This is a genomic window from Pseudoalteromonas sp. MMG006 (assembly GCF_018101025.1).
In the GTDB taxonomy this organism is placed as follows: Bacteria; Pseudomonadota; Gammaproteobacteria; order Enterobacterales; family Alteromonadaceae; genus Pseudoalteromonas.
This window is the reverse complement of the sequence record NZ_JAGJEJ010000009.1, coordinates 38,202-61,142: the sequence shown is the minus strand read 5'-3', so window position 1 is coordinate 61,142 and position 22,941 is coordinate 38,202. Positions and strand designations below refer to the sequence as shown.

Sequence of the window (22,941 nt, the reverse complement as noted above, 5' to 3'; positions counted from 1 at the left end):
ATTTATCAACTATTTTATAAAAAAATAATATTAAGCAGAACTTTTTATTCATAAAGGGGTCAGAGTATTTGTGAACAATGACGACAATATGAATAACAAGCAAAAATCAGACATAGGAGTACCGGCTCGAATGAGCGAGCAGGAATTAGATTTAGTGCTAGTAAAAAGGGTCCAGCAAGGAGATAAAAACGCCTTCAACCTATTAGTAAAGAAGTATCAAAACAAAATTGCAGGTTTGATCTCACGTTATGTATCTAACCAAGGTGATATTGCAGATGTAGCACAAGAAGCGTTTATTAAAGCTTACCGTGCACTTCCTAATTTTAGAGGGGACAGCGCCTTTTATACGTGGTTATACCGTATTGCCGTTAATTGTGCTAAAAATTACTTAGTAGCCCAGGGGCGTAAGCCGCCAGCAAATGATATAGACGCCGAAGATGCCGAGTTTTACGATGGTGCAGATTCAATGCGTTCTAATGCATCTCCTGAAAACCTACTTTTAAGCGAAGAAGTACGCGCTGTTATTTTTAATACGATTGATAGTTTGCCTGAAGACCTTAAAACCGCGATTACCCTAAGAGAAATTGAAGGGATGAGCTATGAAGAAATAGCCGTGGTAATGGATTGCCCCGTTGGCACTGTACGTTCGCGTATATTTAGAGCCCGTGAAGCAATAGATAACAAATTAAACCCATTAATAGGCGAGTCTTAGTATGACAAAAGCACACGTTAGCAAGTTAGATAACGAAGCGTTATCAGCATTACTTGACGGCGAGCAACATTTAGCTGATGCAACAATTGCAGAGCAAGATGTAACTACGTTCGGTCGTTATGCGTTAATTGGTGATGCGATGCGTGCTCAAAAAAATAACAACGACATCCATATTGATATTAGCGAACGCGTTGCACTAGCGCTAGAAAGTGAGCCTGTATACGCTGATTTTTCTCAGTCTAAAGCAGCAAATAAGCCGCAAAGCGTAACCGAAAAAGACAACAACGTAGTTGCTTTTAATTGGCGTAAACCTGTTGCACAACTTGCTATTGCAGCAAGTGTAGCGATGTTTGCCATTGTAGGTGTAAACACCTTGCCACAAAGCAATAACGAGCAACAAAGTGAAATTCCATTACTGCAAACGACTCCGTTAACAGGTATGGCATCTCCGGTAAGTTACTCATCAGAGCCTGCTTTAGAAAATGCAGAGCAAGGTTTACGTGAGTTACAACAGCAACGTATTGGCGCGTTAGTTTTAGAGCACCAACGCCAAGCTCGAGTTGCGAATTCTTTAGAAACAGCGCAAACTAGCACCAAAGCGTCTGAGGAAAAAAACTAATTAAATGAAAGTAATCACTTTTGTTCTGTCGTTGGTCGTAAGCGTAAATGCCTTTGCCAACGACACAAATCCTGCCAAAGATTTATTACTTAAAATGGCGAATGCCGTTCACACCCGTAATTTTGACGCCTCGTTTGTGGTTGTTAAAGGTAAAGCAATGGAACCCTACCGATGGGTACATGCGCTTCAGGGCGAAACAGAACTTGAGCATTTAAGTTTGCTTAACGGCGCCGGCCTCGAAATGGTTCGTGTTGATAACCAAGTGACTTACTTTGAGCCGCAATCTCAGCCTTACTCTTTAAAAACAGACTCAATAGCGGGTCCAATTCCTGAAGTATTATTCAAAGATATCGAGCGTTTAAGTGCGCATTATGACTTTGTTTTAGGTGGAAAAGGGCGAATAGCTGGGCGTGCTGCGCAGCTAGTGCGAATAGAATCTAAAGACGAGTATAAATATAACTATTGGATTTGGCTTGATATGGAGTCGTCGCTTTTATTAAAAGCAGCGTACGTTAATCATGAAGGCGAAGCACTTGAGCAGTTGCAGCTTACGCATATAAGCGTAACAGAGCAGCCTGCGGCTATATTACTTGAAGTCCTTAATCGTAATTTTCCAACGCCTTTGCCAAATGATGCATTGACTAACAACGATAGTACGGCCACAAACTGGAAAATTAGTTGGTTGCCAGATGGTTTTGAACTTTTAAAATCAGATCGACATAAGCTCGATTTAAATAACGAACTAACAGACTATTACCTGTTCTCAGATGGCTTTGTTGAAGTGTCGGTATTTATACAGCGCCCATTACCGGGCAAGCGCTTAAGCGGTGCATTAACTTCTGGTGCAACGACTGTATATGTGCATAATGGCGGTAATTTCGATGTATCCGTTGTTGGTAATGTGCCAAGTATGACCGCAAAAGCAATAGCTGAGTCAGTAACCCGCGCATTATAAACGATTCGTAAGGATTGTTATGATAGAACAGACCCTCACAGTTGTGGCCCTCGATGGCCACACCGCGCATTTAGAAGCCCAGCAAAAACAAGCTTGCGAAGGCTGCAACGGACGTTGTGGTTCACAAGTATTTGGTAAGCTTTTTGGCACGGCTAAAAAAACATTCCCCTTTAAATTCGAATCTCCCGTAGAGGTCGGTCAAAAAGTCACTCTCTCTCTTGATGATAGCCATATGGTTAAACATGCTTTTGCTGTTTACATGCTACCGTTATTATTAAGTCTGATTTTTGCCTTTATTGCAGCTCAGTTATTTATGGCTAATGAAGGCTGGCAAATTTTAGCTGCAGCTTTAGGTGGGATAAGTGGCTATTTTATTGCTAAAACACGTGTTAAATCTCTTAAGCACGATATAAAAGTTATAAAAATTCATCCAATTAGTATTCCTTTAACGCAAATAGATGGTGATTGACGCCAATTAAATGTAAAATTGCCGTTTTATGCCAAAGTAACTTGGAAATACAAGGAGCCGTGGTTTTTATAATTGTTTTACGCGAGGAAAGTTATTTAGGCTATTTTGCTCTAAATCAATGTTATTCAAGCAATAAAATAATTTTAACCCACCTTAAAAAGCGTAAGTTTAGTGTGAAAGTTATAAACTAAACTTGTGACATCCTAAAGCAAGTATTTTCAAGTCACTTAGGTGTATGTACTTAGTCCATTAAAATAGAAGTTTAGAATCCAGTTTATGAAGCATATCCGTAATTTTTCGATCATCGCCCACATTGACCATGGTAAATCGACCCTTTCTGACCGTTTGATCCAAGTTTGTGGCGGTTTAACCGACCGTGAAATGCAGAAGCAGGTTTTGGATTCAATGGACATTGAGCGCGAACGTGGTATTACCATTAAAGCGCAAAGTGTGACGTTGAACTACAAAGCAAATGATGGTGAAACATACCAACTTAACTTCATCGACACGCCAGGGCATGTTGATTTTACTTATGAAGTATCTCGTTCATTAGCCGCGTGTGAAGGCGCATTATTAGTAGTAGATGCAGGTCAAGGCGTAGAAGCGCAAACATTAGCAAACTGTTATACCGCTATCGAAATAGACCTAGAAGTAATTCCTGTACTTAACAAAATTGATTTACCGCAAGCCGATCCGCTTCGTGTAGCTGAAGAAATTGAAGATATTATTGGCATCGATGCCCTAGACGCTGTGCAATGTAGTGCTAAAACAGGTGTAGGTATTGCCGAAGTACTTGAAATGATAGTTAAAGATGTTCCGCCACCAGAAGGCGACAAAGAGGCACCTTTACAAGCGCTTATTATTGACTCGTGGTTTGACCCATACCAAGGTGTTGTATCACTTGTACGTATTAAACATGGTGAACTACGCGCGGGCGACAAAATAAAAATAATGTCAAACGAACACGTTCATACAGCTGACCATGTTGGTATTTTTACTCCTAAGCAAACAAACACCGGTATTTTACGTACTGGCGAAGTAGGTTTTGTTATTGCGGGTATTAAAGAAATACACGGCGCGCCAGTGGGCGATACAATTACTCATAATAAAAATGCAGCGCCAGAGCGTTTACCGGGCTTTCAAAAGATTAAGCCACAGGTTTATGCAGGTATGTTCCCAATTGCATCTGATGAATATGAATCGTTCCGTGATGCACTGAATAAATTGAGCTTAAACGATGCGTCGTTATTCTTTGAACCAGAGAATTCGACTGCACTTGGCTTTGGTTTCCGTTGTGGCTTTTTAGGCATGCTACACATGGAAATTATTCAAGAACGTTTAGAGCGCGAATACGATATTGATTTAATAACTACGGCACCTACTGTAATCTACGAAGTAGTTACCAAAGAAGGTACTACTCAGATTGATAACCCATCTGATCTACCAGCGGTAAACGATATTTTAGAAATACGTGAGCCAGTAGTAGAGGCAAATATTCTTGTTCCTCAAGAGTATTTAGGTAGTGTTATTACGTTATGTGTTGATAAACGTGGTGTACAAACCAAAATGAGTTACCACGGTAAGCAAGTAGCAGTGACGTATGAGCTACCGATGGCTGAAGTGGTAATGGACTTTTTTGATAAGTTAAAATCAACAAGTCGTGGTTTTGCCTCACTTGATTATAACTTTAAGCACTTTCAAACCTCAGACATGGTACGCGTAGATATACTTATTAACGGTGAGCGTGTTGATGCGTTAGCAATTATTGTACACAGAGATAGTGCGCAATCACGTGGTCGTCAGCTTGCTGATGCGCTTAAAGAGCTCATCCCGCGTCAAATGTTTGATATTGCGATTCAAGCAGCTATCGGACAGCATGTTATTGCGCGTACAACGGTTAAGCAGTTACGTAAAAACGTAATAGCTAAATGTTACGGTGGTGACGTGAGTCGTAAGAAAAAGCTACTGCAAAAGCAAAAAGATGGTAAAAAACGAATGAAGCAACTAGGTAATGTTGAAGTGCCTCAAGAAGCGTTTTTAGCTATTTTGAAAGTTGGTAAATAAAAACAAAGGATTATAGATGGCTGGTTACTTTTCAGTTTTATTGGTGTTATTAACCTTAGGCTCAGGTTTAATATGGTTAATAGATCACCTGTTGTATGCACCAAAAAGGCAAGAGCGTTTGGCTGTAGCACAAGCCTCTGCTGGCAGCCAGCTAGATGAAGAAACAGCTGCACTAATAGCACCCGAACCAGTAATAACTGAAACTGCAAAGTCGATTTTTCCGATGATTGCAGCTATTACTATTTTCAGGTCATTTATTTTTGAACCGTTTCAGATTCCATCGGGTTCAATGATGCCAACTTTATTAGTTGGTGACTTTATTTTAGTGCAAAAATATTCTTACGGAATTAAAGACCCAGTTTGGCGTACTCAATTAGTTGATATGAGTGAGCCAGAGCGTGGTGATATTGTTGTTTTTAAATATCCGTTAGATGAAAGAGTTGATTATATTAAACGCGCAATTGGTTTACCGGGCGATAAAATTGTTTATCGCGATAAGCGTTTATATATTCAGCCAAACTGTAAAGAAGGTGAAACCCAACAGGGTGAACTTCTATGTAACGAATTCAATAAAATTGATTTTAAACTAATTAATGATAACGAATTTAAACAAGGCCAAATGTCGCTTGCACGTGTAAACGAAAATTTAACTACACTTAAGCACGATATTTTAATCAACCCACGCGCACCTGAAAGAAAAGGGCGTTACTATCAGCAACCAGGCACACCTTCAGATGAATGGACTGTACCTGCTGATCATTATTTTATGATGGGTGATAACCGCGATAACAGCCAAGATAGTCGCTTTTGGGGCTTTGTACCAAAAGAAAACTTGGTGGGTAAAGCTGTCTTTATATGGATGAGTTTTGAATTTGAAAATGGCCCAGATGATGTTTTACCAGGATGGGTTCCAACTGGTGTTCGTTTTGAACGCCTAGGTAATATTCAGTAACAATGAAAAAAAATGTAACAGAATTATATAACAGAATAGGCTATGTATTTGCTGATCAAGGTTTACTTGAACAAGCAATGACGCACCGCAGCCACAAAGGTCAACATAATGAGCGACTCGAATTTTTAGGCGACTCAATATTAAGCTTTGTAATTGCTAATGCACTTTATGCTAAATTTCCAAAAGCACGCGAAGGCGATTTAAGCCGTATGCGTTCTACGCTTGTGCGTGGCCAAACTCTTGCTGAATTTGGTCTCGAATTTGGCTTAGGTGATTACTTGCGCTTAGGGCCGGGTGAGCTTAAAAGTGGAGGTTTCCGCCGTGAGTCTACACTTGCTGATGCAGTTGAAGCCATTATTGGCGCAGTATTTTTAGATTCAGATATTGATCGCTGCGGAGAACTAATTTTAGCGTGGTACGAGTCTCGACTTGATGCTATTTCACCAGGGCTTAATCAAAAAGATCCGAAGACCCTGCTGCAAGAGTATCTACAAGCCCGTAAATTATCTTTACCGGGCTACACTGTTGTTGACACTAAAGGCCAAGCACATAATCAAACATTCACGGTTGAATGTATTGTTGATGGAATGGATAGCATAATTTCTGTTGGTAGCTCGCGCCGTAAAGCCGAACAAAAAGCTGCCGAAAAAGCATTGAAGATACTTAAAAATGAACCTTGATACCTTAATACAACCTCATGAAGGTGATGTAGATACATTTTGTGGAATGGTTGCCATTGTTGGTCGCCCAAATGTAGGTAAATCAACTTTACTTAATGAAATCATTGAGCAAAAAGTAAGTATTACCTCGCGCAAACCGCAAACTACACGCCACCGTATTATGGGTATTCATACCGAAGATAAACATCAAGCGGTATACATAGATACACCAGGCCTTCACGTTGAAGAAAAGCGTGCTATTAACCGTTTAATGAACCGTGCAGCGTCTAGTTCAATTGGTGATGTAGAGCTTATTATTTTTGTTGTTGAAGGCACTCATTGGAATGTTGATGACGAAATGGTGCTTAATAAAGTATCGCAAAGTGGTAAGCCGGTATTATTGGTTATAAATAAAATTGACCAAGTTAAAAACCGCGATTTAGTGCTACCTCACATGAAAGAGCTTGGTGACAAGTTTGATTTTGTTGGCATTATGCCAGTATCGGCAACACAAGGTAAAAATGTTGATTTGATCAAAGCTGAAGTAACTAAACGCTTACCTCCGTGTGAGTTTTACTTCCCTGAAGATTACGTTACCGATCGTTCTATGCGCTTTATGGCGGCAGAGGTTATTCGTGAAAAACTAATGCGCTTCATGGGTGAGGAACTTCCATATTCTGTAACTGTTGAAATAGAGCAGTTTAAATGGCAAGAAAACGGTGTATGGCATATCAACGGATTAATACTTGTTGAGCGTGAAACACAAAAGCGCATGGTAATCGGTAATAAAGGCGAAAAGCTAAAAACGATTGGCCGTGAATCCCGTAAAGACATTGAAGAAATGCTCGACAACAAAGTATTTTTAGAACTTTGGGTAAAAGTTAAATCTGGTTGGGCTGATGACGAACGAGCACTAAGAAGCTTAGGTTACGGTGAAGACTAAACCAATAAGTAGCTTAATGAATGGATAGCGACTTCTACACAGCGTATTTGTTACATCGGCGTCCTTATAGTGACTCCCAAGTAATGCTTGATATGCTGGTAGAGGGCGTGGGCCAGTTAAGAATGCTGGCGCGAATTAGTGGTCGCCAGGCCACTAAGCATAAAGCACAACTTCAGCCGTTTCAGGCATTACTTGTTCACTACAGCGGCAAGTATGATTTAAAATATATTAATAAATTTGAATTACATGGTAACCCGCATTATTTAAAAGGTGACGAGTTATACTGTGGTTTTTATTTAAATGAATTAACTAATCGTATTGTGCCTGTTAATGAACCCATTGAACAAGTATTTGAACTTTACAAATCTCACCTTGGTAACCTTAATAGCGGTGCTAATTTGCAAGCGGTACTGCGCTCATATGAGTTTCAATTGTTAGAGCTTTTAGGCTACGGTGTTGATTTTAGTTTTGACGCAAGCGGTGAGCCAATAGACGAAGCACTTACGTATAGCTATTTCCCTGAGCTTGGTTTTTTAATGCAAGACGATGTACGCTCAGGATTTAGTGGTAAACAGCTTAATGCAATTGCAAATCATGACTTTAGCCAAAGCGATGTGCTATATATGGCAAAGCAATTAAGTCGCTATTTATTAAAACCCTTATTAGGTAGTAAACCATTAAAAAGCCGTGAGCTATTTTTGGCCTCTCAATAAACGTAATTTTACAGGTAGAACAATGAAAGATATTCTTTTGGGTGTAAACGTAGATCATATTGCAACACTTCGCCAAGCACGTGGAACTAACTACCCAGATCCGGCCCACGCAGCCAGTGTAGCTGAGCACGCAGGTGCTGATGGCATTACGATTCATTTACGTGAAGACAGACGCCATATTCAAGACCGTGACGTTTATGTAATGGCTAAAACGATTCAAACTCGTATGAATCTTGAAACCGCTGTTACCGATGAAATGATAAAAATAGCGCTTGATGTAAAACCTGAATATGTGTGTTTAGTACCTGAAAAACGTGAAGAGCTAACGACTGAGGGTGGCTTAGATGTAGCTGGCAATATAGATAAAATTAAAGCTGCGACTAAAACTCTTAGTGATGCGGGTATTAAAGTATCGCTATTTATTGACGCAGATAAAGCGCAGTTAGACGCAGCAAAAGAATGTGGCGCTCCGTTTGTTGAAATACATACAGGTGCATATGCCGACGCTAATAATGACACTGACTTACATAAAGAGCTTGAGCACATTCGCGAAGGTGTTAAATATGCAGCAAGCATAGGCTTAATTGTAAATGCAGGACATGGCCTTCATTATCATAACGTTAAGCCAATTGCTGAAATGCCCGAAATATACGAGCTAAACATTGGCCACGCTATTATTGCTCGTGCAGCGATAGATGGGCTCGATAAAGCTGTTCGTGACATGAAACGATTAATGATTGAAGCAAGAATGTAATACGAATCTACATAAGTATTTAAAAAAGCTTAATAGAAAACGCGGTAAATACCGCGTTTTTTATATCTAACATTTAAGCTTATCTTTGTAGTTCAGTCACATTTGCATCAGTAAGTAGGTTTTCAAGCTCATCCTGTAACTCAAATAACTCAGGCTCAATATTCTCTAGTATGCATTCACTTTTAAGTGACGTTTCAATAGTTTCTGCAAGTGATTTAAGCTTAGGTACGCCAGTGTAACAACATGCACCATGAAACTTATGCACTATGCTAAGTATTTGCTTACAATTATTACTTTCAATAGCTTTAGCAAGGAGAGTGAGTGTTTCAGGCACACTTAGCAGTAGCATATTAAGCATCTCGAGTGCTAACTCGCTTTTGCCACCAGCACGTTGCAATGCCTGCGCCCAGTCAATTCGAGTACTCTGAAATGGAGCAGGGCTTTGTGGTGTATCTATTTTAGCTTTATCACGGTTTATAGGTGTTTGTGGGCTATGATCGCAAATAATTTGGCTCAGCATATCCTCATCAATAGGCTTAGTTAAATAGCCTTTAAAACCATCTTTTAAAAGTTGTTCTTTTTCACTGTGAAGCGCATGAGCTGTTACAGCAATAATAGGTGTGTCTTCATTTAGTGATGATTCACGAATAAGCTTACATGCGGTAATGCCATCCATTATTGGCATTTGTATATCCATAAATATCACATCGTACTTATGACTTTTACTTAAGCTGTATGCTTGAGAGCCATTATGAGCGGTTTCTACTACCTCTACTTGCTCTTTTAATAACGTACAAATAAGTTTTAAGTTAGCGTCGTTATCGTCAACAACAAGCACCTTTAATGGTAACAAAGCTTGCTCATTTTGCTCAATATTATGAGTCGGATGATCAAGCCTATAAGGCGCAGCAAGTACTTCACATAACTTACGGTGATTAAGCGGTTTACTCAAACAAGCGTCAGCACCACTGCCTATAAACGCTTCTCGCATGTTGTGCGATACAGTATTAAGCATTAAATATAAGTAGTCGGTTGATTCGCGTACGGCTTTTACATAGCTTTTTAGCTGCTGCATATCATCAACAGACGCCATATGGCCAATTAAACAAATATCATATTTATATTCGCTATTTTTTATAGCATCTAAAAAGCTAGTCTCGTTAAAGCACGCTGTTACGCTTGATTGCCATTGAGTTAATAATGAAAGCACTGCATGGTGTGTATGTTCATGCGGCTCTAAATATAAAATACGCTTACCAATGAGCGATTTAGATGGTAAGTCGTTAGTAAATATATGATCAGGTAAATTAAATACGCTATTAAATGTAAAACAGGTGCCGTTACCTGGTGCTGAGTTGAGGGTTATGCGACCGCTCATCGCCTCAACTATATGCTTGGTAATAATAAGCCCCAGGCCTGTGCCACCAAATTTACGTGTAATACTTGAATCTGCTTGGCCAAAAGGGGTAAACAGTGAATCTTGTTTATCCATAGGGATGCCCACACCAGTATCGGTTACCGAAACCAATAAAGAAGCGCGCTCGTCATCAAGCAATCGATGGCTTATATCAACTTTAATTGAGCCTTTTTCAGTAAACTTAATTGCGTTGCTTAAAAGGTTTATTAATATTTGTTTAAGGCGCGTTGGGTCGCCGGTCAAGTCATCTGGCACGTGCTGGTTTATGTATATAGATAACTCTAATTGCTTTTCATGCGCGCTAGGTGCTAGTAATGTCATTACCTCATTAACAGCATCACGCAGTTGAAACTGAATTGACTCAAGCTCCATTGCTCCTGCTTCAAGTTTAGAAAAATCTAAAATATCGCTAATGATAGTCATCAAACTATTTGCCGAGAGCATAATTGTATCAAGGTAATCTTTTTGATTTTTATTAAGTGGCGTTTTATAAAGTTGGCGGGTAAAGCCAATAACACCATTAAGAGGAGTGCGCAGCTCGTGACTCATTTTTGCTAAAAAATCTGATTTAACACGGTTAGCATCTTGCGCTTCTTTTTTAGCAAATGAGAGTTCTATATTTGAAGTCTCATATTGCTCTAGTGTTTCACGGTAGTCACTGGTTGCTTGGTCGATATTTTTTTGCATTTCATCTTTTTGCATCACCATAGTATGAGCAATGGTGTTTAAACCTTCTCGTAACAGCTCAAATTCACCAATCATGCTGTCGGTTAAGCCTGTGTTTCTTTTTCCTTCAACAAGTTTGTCGGTGGCAAGTACTAACTTATTAAGCGGATTCATAAACATGCGGCTAAGTCTTAATGCTAAAATAGCGGCAAATACCAGCGATAAAATAATAACAATACCGCTAATTAACAGTGCTTGTTGTTGGCCTATAACGGCTTGGTCTTTATTTAATTGTAAAACAACAGTCCCTAGGGATGACTGAAAAGCTGAAGGGGCCCATTTGGAGTCATGACTTGTATGGTTAACTATAGGGGTAAAGAATGTAACTAGCTCATCTGACTTTTGCACATGGGTTGTTTTTAAGTTTTGTAATGTTTGCTGGTTAATGAGCTTTTTAAATGAACGATGATAATTACTGGTCATCAACAGCTCATTATTTTTATTAAAAATGGTTATAGATTTAATGGTTGGGGAATGTTTATTGTGCGTATAGCTAATAAGGCGGTTTAGTAATTGTTTATTTTTTTCGAGCATTGGCTGCTCAAGTGCAATAGCAAGCGGCTCAGAAATAGTTGCGCCTTGCTGATATAAAATTTCATCAAGCTCAATGTAACGATTTATTGTAAAATAGCCACCAAGTAGTAATCCTATGATCACCGTGGGGATCAGGGTCAGTGTTAAAACAGAATCGCGTAAGCCTAATTTGGTCATAATGGGAGCGTTATTATCATTATTAGTATGATTTGAGTATATACGGTTCAACTCGCATTCTAAAGCATCTAAAGATAGGTGCATTACAAATAAAGTGAAGGTAATGCCTAATGGCGCAAATTTTTAAAGCGAAAAAAAAACCGCTTAAGCAACAAACACTAGAATTAAATATCACAGGTATGGACCATCAAGGACGTGGTATTGCTAAGCATAAAAATAAAGTGTGTTTTGTAAGTGGTGCATTACCTAATGAAATGGTTAAAGCAACACTTGTTGAAGATAAAGCTAAATACAGTAGTGCTAAAGTAATAAAAGTAATAAACGCCAGTGAATTTAGAACAGATGCATATTGCGAACATTATAACCATTGTGGTGGTTGCCAGTTACAGCACCTAGAAGTTGCTCAGCAAGTTATTGAAAAGCAAACAGCGGTTACTCAATTATTTAATAAATTTGCTAAATTAAAAGAGCTGAATTGGCAAACACCGCTATTGAGTAAATCAACTCATTACAGGCGCAGTGCTCGGATTGCCGTTATGTTTGATAAAGCCGCTAAAAAAATGCGTGTAGGCTACAGAGCCAGTGGCTCTAAAAACATTGTAAGTATTAATAAATGCGCGGTACTTAATGATGTTTTTGCAAATGTATTTACTCTTTTTGATGAGTTAATTAATCAGCATAAAGCGCTTCACAGTATAAGCCACCTGCAGTTATGCCAAAGTGATGAGCAAAACTTTGTGGTTATTCGTCACACAAAAACAATTAACGATGAATATAAGGCAATAGTTGAGCAAGCTGCATTTAACCAGCAATATACTATTGTATGGCAAAGCGAGAGTGACGTTATTGATCACTCGCATTTAGCGATGCCATTTTATTACCTTCAAGACTTAGATCTAAAATTTGAATTTGGTTTAAGTAATTTTATTCAGGTTAATGCGCAAGTTAACCAAGCTATGTTAAAGCAAGCTGCAAATTGGCTTAATTTAAATGGGGACGAAAATCTCTTAGATTTGTTTTGTGGTATTGGTAATTTCTCATTAGTGTTGGCAAAACAAGCTAAATCGGTAGTTGGCGTTGAAGGCGTCACTTCAGCTGTTGCAATGGCTGCTCAAAATGCGCAAACTAACCAAATTACTAATACGCAGTTTCATAGTTTTGATTTAACGCAAAATATGCAAAACGCGCCGTGGTTTAGTAAAGATTTAGACGTACTTGTGCTTGACCCTTCTCGTACAGGTGCAATGGCTGTTTTGGAGCAATTACCACTGAGGCAGTTTAAAACTATTTTATATGTGTCTTGTGACCCTGTTACTTTAGCCCGTGACAGTGCAATTATTTCGCAAGCTGGCTTTGATCTTAATAAAATTGGGCTAATGAATATGTTCCCTCATACTGGGCATATCGAAACTATGGCGTTATTTCAACGGAGGTAAAACGCACTATGGTAGCTACACGACAATCACATCAACAAGATGAAAGTACGGACTTTAGCACGCGGCTTTCGTTACTTGGCTTGTCTGAGGAAAAAACAGAGCTACTAAATCAAGCCCAGGCCCTGTGCGGTAAATGTGATAACCAAAGCAGGCAAAACACAGCAATCGAAATGGTAGAAATTTTAGCTGAGCTAAATCTTGACCCTGAATCGTTAGCTACTGCGTATTTAACACCGTATTTTTTAAATGATCTTATATCGCTTGAAACCATAGAAGAGCAGCTAGGTAACAACATTGCTATGCTGCTAACGGGTGTAGCGCAAATGGCCACCATTAGTACTTTATCGCACCAAGGTAAAGGCACTATGCAGGTCGATAATATCCGAAAAATGCTATTAACCATGGTTGAAGACGTACGCGCTGTTGTTATTAAACTTGCTGAGCAGGTATGTCATTTACGTAATGTAAAGGATGCCGACGAAGAAGAGCGAGTGATTACGGCAAAAGAAACAGCCGATATTTTTGCACCGCTTGCAAACCGTTTAGGGATAGGGCAATTGAAATGGGAGCTTGAAGATTTATCGTTCAGGTATTTACACCCAGATACCTACAAAGGCATAGCCAAACAGTTAGATGATAAACGACTTGCTCGCGAAGCCTATATGGAAGATATGGTTGAGCAGGTAAAAAACCGCTTAAGTGAAGCCGGTATAGAAGCGCAAGTGTACGGGCGACCTAAACATATCTACAGCATTTTTAAAAAAATGCAGCAGAAAAATTACGAGTTTGATCAGCTTTTTGATATTCGCGCAATGCGTATTGTGGTTGAGCGCCTACAAGATTGTTACGGCGCGCTTGGCATAGTACATACAAACTGGCGTCATCTTAATAAAGAATTTGATGACTACGTTGCCACACCAAAGCAAAATGGCTATCAGTCTATTCATACTGTGGTATTTGGCCCTGAAGGTAAAACAGTTGAAATACAAATTCGCACCAGCGATATGCATCAAGATGCTGAGTTAGGTGTCGCTGCGCACTGGATGTATAAAGAAGGCGCATTACCTGGACGAGGCTCAGGTTACGAGCAAAAAATTAGTTGGCTGCGTAAATTACTGCAATGGCAAGAAGAAGTGGTTGATGGTGGCGATTTAGCCGAAGAGCTAAAAAACCAAGTAGTCGAAGACCGTGTGTACATTTTTACCCCAAGTGGCGATATTATTGATTTACCATTAGGTGCTACACCGCTTGATTTTGCCTACTACATTCACTCAAACGTAGGTCACAGGTGCATAGGCGCTAAAGTATTTGGCAAAATAGTGCCGTTTACACATCAGTTATCAACGGGTGATCAAGTAGAGATACTGACTCAAAAGCAACCTAATCCAAGCCGAGACTGGCTAAATCCATCATTGGGTTATATTAAATCATCACGTGCAAGAGCTAAAATACATCACTGGTTTAAGCAGCTCGACCGCGATAAAAATCTAAGTGCGGGTAAAGAAATACTTGACAGCGAGCTTCAAAAGCTTGATTTATCCTACAAAGATTTAGATCCCGCCATTAAGCGCTTTAATTTTAAAGAGCTCGATGACTTAATGGTTGCCATTGGCGCAGGTGATGTACGGTTAAACCAAATGCTTAACTTTGTTAGCGATCGTACAGAAGATGAGCCAGTTATTCGCTTTAAAGCACCAAGTAAAGTAACGGGCGATAAAAACGGCATTGTAGTGGATGGTGTAGGTAGCTTAATGAGCCATGTAGCTAAGTGTTGTCGTCCTGTACCGGGCGATCAAATAATTGGCTATATAACGCAAGGCCGTGGTATTGGTGTTCATAAAGATGACTGCGACTCATTTAATAACTTAAAAACACAGCATCCAGAACGCGTGATCTCAGTAAGTTGGTCTGACGATATTAATGGCTCTTATGCACTGAGCATAAAAATTGAAGCCAGCGACCGGTCTGGGTTAATCCGCGATATAAGCTCTGTGCTTGCTAATGAAAAAGTGAACGTATTAAACATGAACGTCAATACGGTTGGCGCAGATCAGCTTGCCGTATTTACTATGCAAATAGAAGTTCATGACTTATCAGGTACTAATCGTGTACTTTCAAAACTACTTCAGATTGAAGGTGTTCACGATGCTAAGCGCAGCCAATAAACATGACAGATAAAAACGCATTAACTGAGCTTTTAAATATTATGCAAACCTTGCGAGATCCTAACGGCGGGTGCCCATGGGATCTTAAGCAAGATTTCAAATCAATTGTTCCTCATACCCTAGAAGAAGCGTACGAGGTTGCCGATTGCATAGAGACTAATAATTTAGGTGAGCTTAAAAGTGAGCTTGGCGATTTACTTTTTCAAATTGTGTTTTATGCCCAGTTAGCTAAAGAGAAAAATTTATTTGATTTTGATGATGTTATAAAGCAGCTCAGCGCTAAACTTGTGCGCCGCCACCCTCATGTATTTAACGAGCAACAAGCGTTAACTGACGAGCAGTTAGCAAAGCAGTGGCAAGCAATTAAAGCACAAGAACGTGCTGAAAAAGCTTCATCGGTTAATACTTCGCTTTGGCAAGATATTCCGGCAAATATGCCAAGCCTTAGTAAAGCTAAAAAAATTCAGCAACGTGTTGCTGGCTTAGGGTTTGATTGGCCAAGCTATCATGGCGCACTTGATAAAGTGAGCGAAGAAGTATTAGAAGTAAAAGAGGCGCTCGAACACGATCCTCGATCTGAGCATACAGCAGAAGAAATAGGCGACTTACTGTTTGCCACAGTTAATGTTGCTCGCCACGTTAAACGCGATCCAGAACAACTTTTAAGACAAGCAAATGATAAGTTTTCAGCGCGGTTTGAAAAGGTACAAGCGTACTTAATTGCTCAAGGCAAAAGTTTGGATACTGCAAGCCTAGAAGAAATGGACAACGCGTGGGATGCCATTAAAAAAGTGAAATAGGTTTAATGTTAAAAAGTGCACATTTTTTGTGCGCGCTTTTACTATTTTTAGCTGGATTGCGCTGGCGTGTTTTGGTACAATTTTGCCCCGTCTTGATGATATACCCAGAGTCTCTTTCTCGGGTGTTATATTCCTTTTAATTCCTGATATTCTAGGGTTCGCATGAGTACAAAATTTATCTTCGTTACTGGCGGGGTTGTTTCTTCGTTGGGTAAAGGTATTGCAGCAGCATCACTAGCCGCTATTTTAGAGGCCCGTGGTTTAGACGTTACCATTTTAAAGCTGGATCCTTACATCAACGTTGACCCAGGCACAATGAGCCCAATTCAACACGGTGAAGTATACGTTACAGAAGACGGCGCAGAAACTGATCTTGACTTAGGTCACTACGAGCGTTTTATTCGTACCAAAATGACTAGTCGTAATAACTTTACACAAGGGCGTGTATACGAAGACGTGTTACGTCGTGAGCGCCGTGGTGAATACCTAGGTGCAACTATTCAGGTTATTCCACATATTACAAATGACATTAAGCAACGCGTATACGACGGTGCTGAAGGTCATGAAATCGCGATTGTAGAAATTGGCGGTACAGTAGGTGATATTGAATCACAACCGTTTATTGAAGCAATTCGTCAAATGGGTACTGAAATTGGCCGCGAACGCGCGCTATTTATTCACTTAACGCTAGTGCCATTTTTAGGCCCTGCGGGTGAAGTGAAAACAAAACCAACTCAGCATTCTGTTAAAGAGTTGCGCTCTGTAGGTATTCAGCCAGATATTCTTATTTGTCGTTCAGACCGTAAACTGCCTAACAACGAGCGTGCAAAAATTGCATTGTTCACTAATGTTGAAGAGAAAGCGGTTATTTCACTACCAGACGTAGACAGCATTTATAAAATTCCTGCGCTATTAAAATCTCAAGAATTAGATAACTTTGTATGTCGTCGTTTTCATTTAGATGCGCCAGAAGCTGATCTTGCTGAGTGGGAACAAGTACTTTATCAAGAGTCTAATCCTACTGGTGAAGTAACAATTGGTATGGTTGGTAAGTACATTGAATTACCAGATGCATACAAATCAGTTAACGAAGCACTAAAGCATGCGGGTCTTAAAAATCGTTTAACAATTAATATTGAATACGTAGACTCACAAGATTTAGAAAGCAAAGGCGTAGAACTACTATCTCATTTAGATGCTATTTTAGTTCCAGGCGGGTTTGGCGGACGTGGTGTTGAAGGTAAAATTTTAGCGGCTAAATACGCACGTGAAAACAAAGTTCCATACCTAGGTATTTGTTTAGGTATGCAAGTAGCACTTATTGAATACGCACGTAATGTTGCAGGTTTAACTGATGCAAACTCTACAGAATTTAACGCCAACTCAGAAGCGCCTGTCGTTGGTTTAATTACTGAATGGTTAGATGCTGAAGGTAAGGTTGAAGTACGTGATGAAAAATCTGATTTAGGTGGCACTATGCGTTTAGGCGCACAAAAATGTCATTTAACACTAGGTTCTAAAGTACATGAAGTATACGGTAATGCTGAAATTGTTGAACGTCATCGTCATCGCTACGAAGTAAACAACAATTTTGTAGAAGCGCTTGAAAAAGCAGGCTTGAGCTTTACTGGTTTATCAGAAGATAAAAAATTAGTAGAAATTATCGAAAATAAAGATCACCCATGGTTTATTGCCGCGCAATTCCACCCGGAATTCACGTCAACCCCACGTGATGGTCACCCGCTATTTGAAGGGTTTGTAGCTGCGGCTCACATTCACCAAAAAGCTAATTCGTAATTTTAAAAGCCGTGCATATTGCACGGCTTTTTTGTTTTAAGGGCTGACTGATACCCATTTTATTAAAAATATGGGCATTGTATCGGATTAAGTAACTCACTAACTGCGTTAAAAATTACTCATATAGAACAACTATATGTCATAATTTGTGCCTTATTATTGAGTTGTTTTCTTAGCGTTATGATAGCTCACTAATTAAATGCAATTGGTATAAACTATACAAAACGTAGTAAAGTTAGCTGAACTCACCATTTTGGGAATATAGAGGAATCAAGATGTCAGAAATCGTAAAAGTAATCGGTCGCGAAATTATGGACTCGCGTGGTAACCCAACTGTTGAAGCAGACGTACATTTAGCAGATGGTTCTTGGGGTCGTGCAGCTGCACCTTCAGGCGCATCTACTGGTACTCGCGAAGCATTAGAGTTACGCGACGGTGATAAGTCACGTTACTTAGGTAAAGGCGTATTAAACGCTGTTGGTTTTATTAATAATGAAATCGCAGATGCGCTTAAAGGCCAAAATGCATTAGAGCAAAGTGCTGTTGATAAAGTAATGCTAGATTTAGACGGCACTGAAAACAAAGAAAAACTAGGTGCAAACGCAATCTTAGCAGTATCACTTGCAACTGCAAAAGCAGCTGCACAGTCTAAAAAAGTAGAGCTTTACGAGCACATTGCTGATTTAAACGGCACACCGGGTGTTTACTCTATGCCACTTCCAATGATGAACATCATCAATGGTGGTGAGCACGCAGATAACTCTGTAGATATTCAAGAGTTTATGATCCAACCTGTTGGCGCTGCAAACTTCCGCGAAGGCCTACGTATGGGCGCAGAGGTATTTCATAGCCTTGCAAAAGTACTTAAAGCAGACGGTCATTCAACAGCGGTTGGCGATGAAGGTGGCTTTGCGCCAAACCTTGCATCTAACGAAGCGGCACTTGCAGCAATTAAAGTTGCGGTAGCAAACGCAGGTTACGAGTTAGGTAAAGATATTACTTTAGCGATGGATTGTGCTGCATCTGAGTTTTACGACAAAGAAGCAAATATTTACGATCTTAAAGGTGAAGGCAAAAAATTCACTTCAGAAGAATTTAACTTCTTCTTACAAGAGCTTACTGAGCAATATCCAATTGTGTCTATTGAAGATGGCTTAGATGAGTCAGATTGGGATGGCTTTGCACACCAAACTAAACTAATGGGTGATAAAATCCAATTAGTAGGTGATGACTTATTCGTAACAAATACTAAGATTTTAAAACGTGGTATCGACAACGGTATTGCTAACTCAATCTTAATTAAGTTTAACCAAATTGGTTCACTAACTGAAACGTTAGCTGCAATCAAAATGGCAAAAGATGCAGGCTTTACAGTTGTTATTTCTCACCGCTCTGGCGAGACAGAAGATTCAACAATTGCTGATTTAGCGGTAGGTACTGCTGCAGGTCAAATCAAAACAGGTTCATTGAGCCGTTCTGACCGTGTAGCTAAGTACAACCAACTTCTTCGTATTGAAGAAGCGCTAGGTTCAAAAGCACCTTACAATGGTCTTAAAGAAGTTAAAGGCCAGTAATTACTGCTCTTTAATTTAAGATTATAAGATCCTCGCTCAGGCGGGGATTTTTTATATTAGATACTTTTATCCAAAGAGTTGGGAGCAAGGTACGAAGTTTGTTAATGCGTACACTTGGCCAACAGCATGACTATAAAAACCTTATGCTTAACGCTTATTACCATATAGTACAATTATAGATTTGCTAGTCGACCCTTTAACTTACTCCCAGTGATGCAATTAACTCATTTTTAGGTGGATTACAGCGGTGTTCCCCAGCCATGTTTATTCAATGAGTCTGTGCAATTCGTTATTGGCGCCTGTATGGCAAGGCCTCTAGGTTAATACGACAGTGTAAACTAGCGTGACGCAGCATCTATTTTAATGTGGGATAAAAAATACTCACTTTTTTGTTTATTGGTTTACGGTTAAGCGAAAGTATTTGGGGTTTTACACCCATCCCTCGATATGAACCTTAGTTGATGTAAGTCTAGTTCAGAGTAAATATATCTATGGGGTACTTTATGCATTGATATACATAACTGCAATCTGGGAAAAACAGTCACAGGTTGGCTTTATTATTTTAATTTTTATGGCCCACACCAAGGTAATTTCTTAGTTTCATCAAGCTTAATTTCGTCTCCTAGTTACTGGAACGATTCAATTTACATTCAATAAATTTATAATGTTAAAGCATAAATTAATACATTGTATTTATGCTTCAACATTGATTTTAGGGGATAATTGATATCCATCATATTCATGAAGTACATCAAGGAAATCTGACCATTGCTTTTCTGATTTTGTATCTCCTATACTTTTTGCAAAATCTCGACTGTTTTTTATTTGAGCAATGAAATCTTTACTCTCCACACCAACGAATGAGCCGTTTTCAAATTTAAAGCTATCATATGGGAGAACAAGCAATCGACCATCACCAGTTTCTTTGATAAGTGCGTTTAATTCATCCATCCCAATGTTGTGCATGTCTACAGTTCTTGGTTCAGTATTTTTTCCTGTGACGTCAGGCAGTTCATTGCCGCCTTTTTGGGGGGCTTTGGGCTGTTGAGCTGACTGGTATTGACTGTAGGTAGCTGTTTGATTGCCGATAATCATAATTAACATCCATTTGCTAGTTCTAAGTCTACAAAATTTGCAATAAGGATGCCGTTTTTAAGAAGAATAGCTCTAAAGTAGAGTTTTTATAATTATCCGAAGTTAAAGCAAAGCTTTTAAATAAACTATATTAAAGTGAAATACTGGGAGCGAGATTGATACAAATATGAGGGATATAGAAATTAATATCCATTTAAATTTTTTGAGACCTTTTGAGTGATTGGCACTTTTAAGCGATTCATTTAGCCGCTGAATATTTAATTCAACTTCGCGTATAGTTTCCTAAGTGACATGGGCTAAACTTTCAATGCTATAACAGGGCTTTTTAAATTTCTCTCTGTTGCTAGTATATGGGTATCAACGCCCTCACTTTCCAGTGATCTCTTCACATATTCAGATATAGAAATACCTTGCTTTTGCGCCCCACTATTTAGAGACTCTTTTAATTTATCGTAAATTCGGATGCTTAGAATGGCCATTCTAAAATTCCCCTATTGTATACGGGTGTAAGCAAAGCGTATACGCCTACAAATCCGGGAGACGGAGAGGTGCTAATTACTGTTGCAAAGCCTGTTTGGATGAACCAAAGACAGAGGTAAAGGTTTCGCTAAACTACTTATGAGTTAGAGTTTAACCCTTGCGTACTTAAAGCTGAAACTGCTGTTTTAAAATCTCACCCGTAAAACTGGTTTTTAAATAAAAACCACGTGGTAAGGTTTTGATAATTTGACCATGTGGACCAATAGCATCAGTAACAACTTTGCTGTTTGCTGCCTTGGGCCTAATTTGTATAGCATCCCCTAAATGGCCTGATATTTCATCTACTCGCCCCAGTGCGATTAACTCCATTTGTTCTTCCCAGTCACGCTGTAATAGCGCATCTTGCTCAGGTGTTGGTTGCCACAAAAAGCCGCTACCTATCGTTCTGTCAAACGGGGCTATATCTCGCTCACTTAGTATGGGTAACCATAAAACATGATTTAGCTTTTTACGCACAGAGCTTGTATGCCACGTCATACCGGTGACGTTTATTAAAGGTGTTACCGATACAAACGTAGTCTCTAGTGGCTTACCTTTGTAAGAAATGGGGAGTGTTTTTAGCTCTATCCCTAAATCTTCAAAATCGGGTAGGGGTTTTGAACCTGCTGTAGCCCCTAGTACATATTCAATTAGTTGCCCGGTCCAGCCTTTTTCACGAAGTAAATCATCAGGTGTTTTAAAATGGTACTGGTTTGCAAGTTGGCCAAGTGTTAATCCGGCAATGTTATTCACGCGCTGCATTAGATCGTTAATTGAGTGTGGTTTTGATGGTCGCATACTATTAATTTCGGTTGAATAAATACCATAGCCATGATAGCAAATTGGCTAAGCCGTGGATATCTTTAGGGTTGTTCGTTTTTTGATCGCTTGTTGTTTGGGTTAATTTTGTACATGTATAAAATTGGGCGGTTTACTTTAAGTTACTGAGCTAGCTGGTTTTTTTTAATTTATGCATTCAGTTTTGATTAAGGCTGTTAAAAGTTGCTGGGATAAATACAACTATATGAACATGTTTATCCACAGATTCTGTGGAGAACACGAGTTTTTAGATCTTATATTGTGGATTTGTTTGCAAAATGAGCGTGTTTTATAAAAGTTATGCACAAACTGTGAGTAAGTAGAGTAAAACAATAACCGCAATAGCTTTGGTGGATTATTTTTAAAATTTTTACTCACACTTCATTATTTTATGGGGTATGCAAAAGCGTAAACTTAGCTTACAAATTAGCTTGGCTATAATAGTGTTTGCCGTATTGCAGCTAATGTGGAACAATCATTAAAAATCGACTTACAAATGAGGCACTAAGGTGATTGATGCCGAAGGTTTTCGTGCCAATGTCGGAATTGTAATTTGCAATAATCAGGGACAGGTTTTTTGGGCTAGACGTTATGGTCAGCATTCTTGGCAATTTCCCCAAGGTGGTGTTGATGATGGCGAGACAGCAGAACAAACCATGTACCGCGAGTTACACGAGGAAGTAGGGCTGCGACCTGAAGATGTAGAAATAGTCGCAAGCTCAAAACATTGGTTACGCTATAAATTACCCAAACGATTAATTCGCCGCGACTCTAGTCCGGTGTGTATTGGGCAAAAACAAAAATGGTTTTTATTAAAACTGCGTTGTAAAGATGAAGATGTAAACTTGCTTAAAACCCATCATCCAGAGTTTGATGATTGGCGCTGGGTAAGTTACTGGTATCCTGTAAGACAGGTAGTATCGTTTAAACGGGATGTTTATCGACGTGTAATGAAGGAGTTTGCTCCCTTCGCCATGCCTTTTAATAAAAGAGAACAACATAAAGATCATTGGCGAAGTAAAAGGTAGAAATTTCTCGATAG

General features: G+C 39.3%; 20 protein-coding genes. 16 read left to right on the top strand and 4 right to left on the bottom strand.

From position 1 onward, the window contains the following. Positions 1–130: 130 nt before the first annotated feature. From rpoE to pdxJ, 10 genes are all read left to right on the top strand, one after another. Positions 131–712, top strand: a complete 582-nt coding sequence (gene rpoE, locus J8L73_RS10635; protein WP_058548740.1) for an RNA polymerase sigma factor RpoE — start codon at positions 131–133, stop codon at positions 710–712. Position 713: 1 nt separating this feature from the next. Continuing rightward, positions 714–1,331: an RseA family anti-sigma factor gene (locus J8L73_RS10630; protein ID WP_211016919.1), complete on the top strand. Its 618-nt coding sequence runs from the start codon at positions 714–716 to the stop codon at positions 1,329–1,331. A gap of 4 nt (positions 1,332–1,335) precedes the next feature. After that, positions 1,336–2,286 (top strand): MucB/RseB C-terminal domain-containing protein, encoded by a 951-nt coding sequence (locus J8L73_RS10625; protein WP_211016917.1) that lies wholly within the window; start codon positions 1,336–1,338, stop codon positions 2,284–2,286. A gap of 19 nt (positions 2,287–2,305) precedes the next feature. Then, complete coding sequence (locus J8L73_RS10620; protein WP_211016915.1) at positions 2,306–2,755, top strand: SoxR reducing system RseC family protein; 450 nt, start codon at positions 2,306–2,308, stop codon at positions 2,753–2,755. 276 nt (positions 2,756–3,031) lie between these two features. Continuing rightward, positions 3,032–4,819, top strand: coding sequence for a translation elongation factor 4 (lepA, locus tag J8L73_RS10615; RefSeq protein ID WP_211016912.1), 1,788 nt, complete (start codon positions 3,032–3,034; stop codon positions 4,817–4,819). A 16-nt stretch (positions 4,820–4,835) separates the two neighbouring features. Further along, a complete protein-coding gene (gene lepB / locus J8L73_RS10610; protein ID WP_211000832.1) occupies positions 4,836–5,771 on the top strand; it encodes a signal peptidase I in 936 nt (311 codons plus the stop codon). A gap of 2 nt (positions 5,772–5,773) precedes the next feature. Further along, positions 5,774–6,451, top strand: coding sequence for a ribonuclease III (rnc, locus tag J8L73_RS10605; RefSeq protein ID WP_211000831.1), 678 nt, complete (start codon positions 5,774–5,776; stop codon positions 6,449–6,451). Beyond that, positions 6,441–7,373, top strand: coding sequence for a GTPase Era (era, locus tag J8L73_RS10600; protein ID WP_211016903.1), 933 nt, complete (start codon positions 6,441–6,443; stop codon positions 7,371–7,373). The genes rnc and era overlap by 11 nt, the downstream gene beginning before the upstream one ends. A gap of 20 nt (positions 7,374–7,393) precedes the next feature. After that, the gene (recO, locus tag J8L73_RS10595; protein ID WP_211016895.1) at positions 7,394–8,086 is read left to right on the top strand and encodes a DNA repair protein RecO; all 693 of its coding nucleotides are present in this window, start codon (positions 7,394–7,396) and stop codon (positions 8,084–8,086) included. Positions 8,087–8,108: 22 nt separating this feature from the next. Further along, entirely contained in the window at positions 8,109–8,840 is a 732-nt protein-coding gene (gene pdxJ / locus J8L73_RS10590) for a pyridoxine 5'-phosphate synthase (protein ID WP_211016887.1), read from the top strand. 79 nt (positions 8,841–8,919) lie between these two features. Here the strand turns inward: pdxJ and barA are convergent, their stop codons facing one another. Next, positions 8,920–11,694 carry a two-component sensor histidine kinase BarA gene (gene barA, locus J8L73_RS10585; protein ID WP_211000828.1) on the bottom strand — a complete coding sequence of 925 codons (2,775 nt, stop codon included), beginning with the start codon at positions 11,692–11,694 and terminating at the stop codon, positions 8,920–8,922. Between the two features lie 110 nt (positions 11,695–11,804). Here barA and rlmD point away from each other — a divergent pair, with 110 nt between their 5' ends. From rlmD to eno, 5 genes are all read left to right on the top strand, one after another. Next, positions 11,805–13,130, top strand: coding sequence for a 23S rRNA (uracil(1939)-C(5))-methyltransferase RlmD (gene rlmD, locus J8L73_RS10580; RefSeq protein WP_211016879.1), 1,326 nt, complete (start codon positions 11,805–11,807; stop codon positions 13,128–13,130). An 8-nt stretch (positions 13,131–13,138) separates the two neighbouring features. Further along, a complete protein-coding gene (relA, locus tag J8L73_RS10575) occupies positions 13,139–15,295 on the top strand; it encodes a GTP diphosphokinase (protein ID WP_211016871.1) in 2,157 nt (718 codons plus the stop codon). 2 nt (positions 15,296–15,297) lie between these two features. After that, entirely contained in the window at positions 15,298–16,095 is a 798-nt protein-coding gene (gene mazG / locus J8L73_RS10570; RefSeq protein ID WP_211016869.1) for a nucleoside triphosphate pyrophosphohydrolase, read from the top strand. Positions 16,096–16,257: 162 nt separating this feature from the next. Beyond that, the gene (locus J8L73_RS10565; protein ID WP_211000824.1) at positions 16,258–17,892 is read left to right on the top strand and encodes a CTP synthase; all 1,635 of its coding nucleotides are present in this window, start codon (positions 16,258–16,260) and stop codon (positions 17,890–17,892) included. Between the two features lie 275 nt (positions 17,893–18,167). Further along, the gene (gene eno / locus J8L73_RS10560; protein ID WP_058548611.1) at positions 18,168–19,466 is read left to right on the top strand and encodes a phosphopyruvate hydratase; all 1,299 of its coding nucleotides are present in this window, start codon (positions 18,168–18,170) and stop codon (positions 19,464–19,466) included. Between the two features lie 693 nt (positions 19,467–20,159). Here the strand turns inward: eno and J8L73_RS10550 are convergent. The 3 genes from J8L73_RS10550 to mutH all read right to left on the bottom strand — a co-directional run bounded on the left by J8L73_RS10550 (position 20,160) and on the right by mutH (position 21,878). After that, positions 20,160–20,561 (bottom strand): hypothetical protein, encoded by a 402-nt coding sequence (locus tag J8L73_RS10550; protein ID WP_211016867.1) that lies wholly within the window; start codon positions 20,559–20,561, stop codon positions 20,160–20,162. A gap of 296 nt (positions 20,562–20,857) precedes the next feature. After that, positions 20,858–21,040 carry a hypothetical protein gene (locus tag J8L73_RS10545; RefSeq protein ID WP_211016865.1) on the bottom strand — a complete coding sequence of 61 codons (183 nt, stop codon included), beginning with the start codon at positions 21,038–21,040 and terminating at the stop codon, positions 20,858–20,860. A 166-nt stretch (positions 21,041–21,206) separates the two neighbouring features. Continuing rightward, complete coding sequence (mutH, locus tag J8L73_RS10540) at positions 21,207–21,878, bottom strand: DNA mismatch repair endonuclease MutH (RefSeq protein WP_058548610.1); 672 nt, start codon at positions 21,876–21,878, stop codon at positions 21,207–21,209. 530 nt (positions 21,879–22,408) lie between these two features. Here mutH and rppH point away from each other — a divergent pair. After that, a complete protein-coding gene (gene rppH, locus J8L73_RS10535) occupies positions 22,409–22,927 on the top strand; it encodes an RNA pyrophosphohydrolase (protein WP_002958704.1) in 519 nt (172 codons plus the stop codon). Positions 22,928–22,941: the final 14 nt, after the last annotated feature.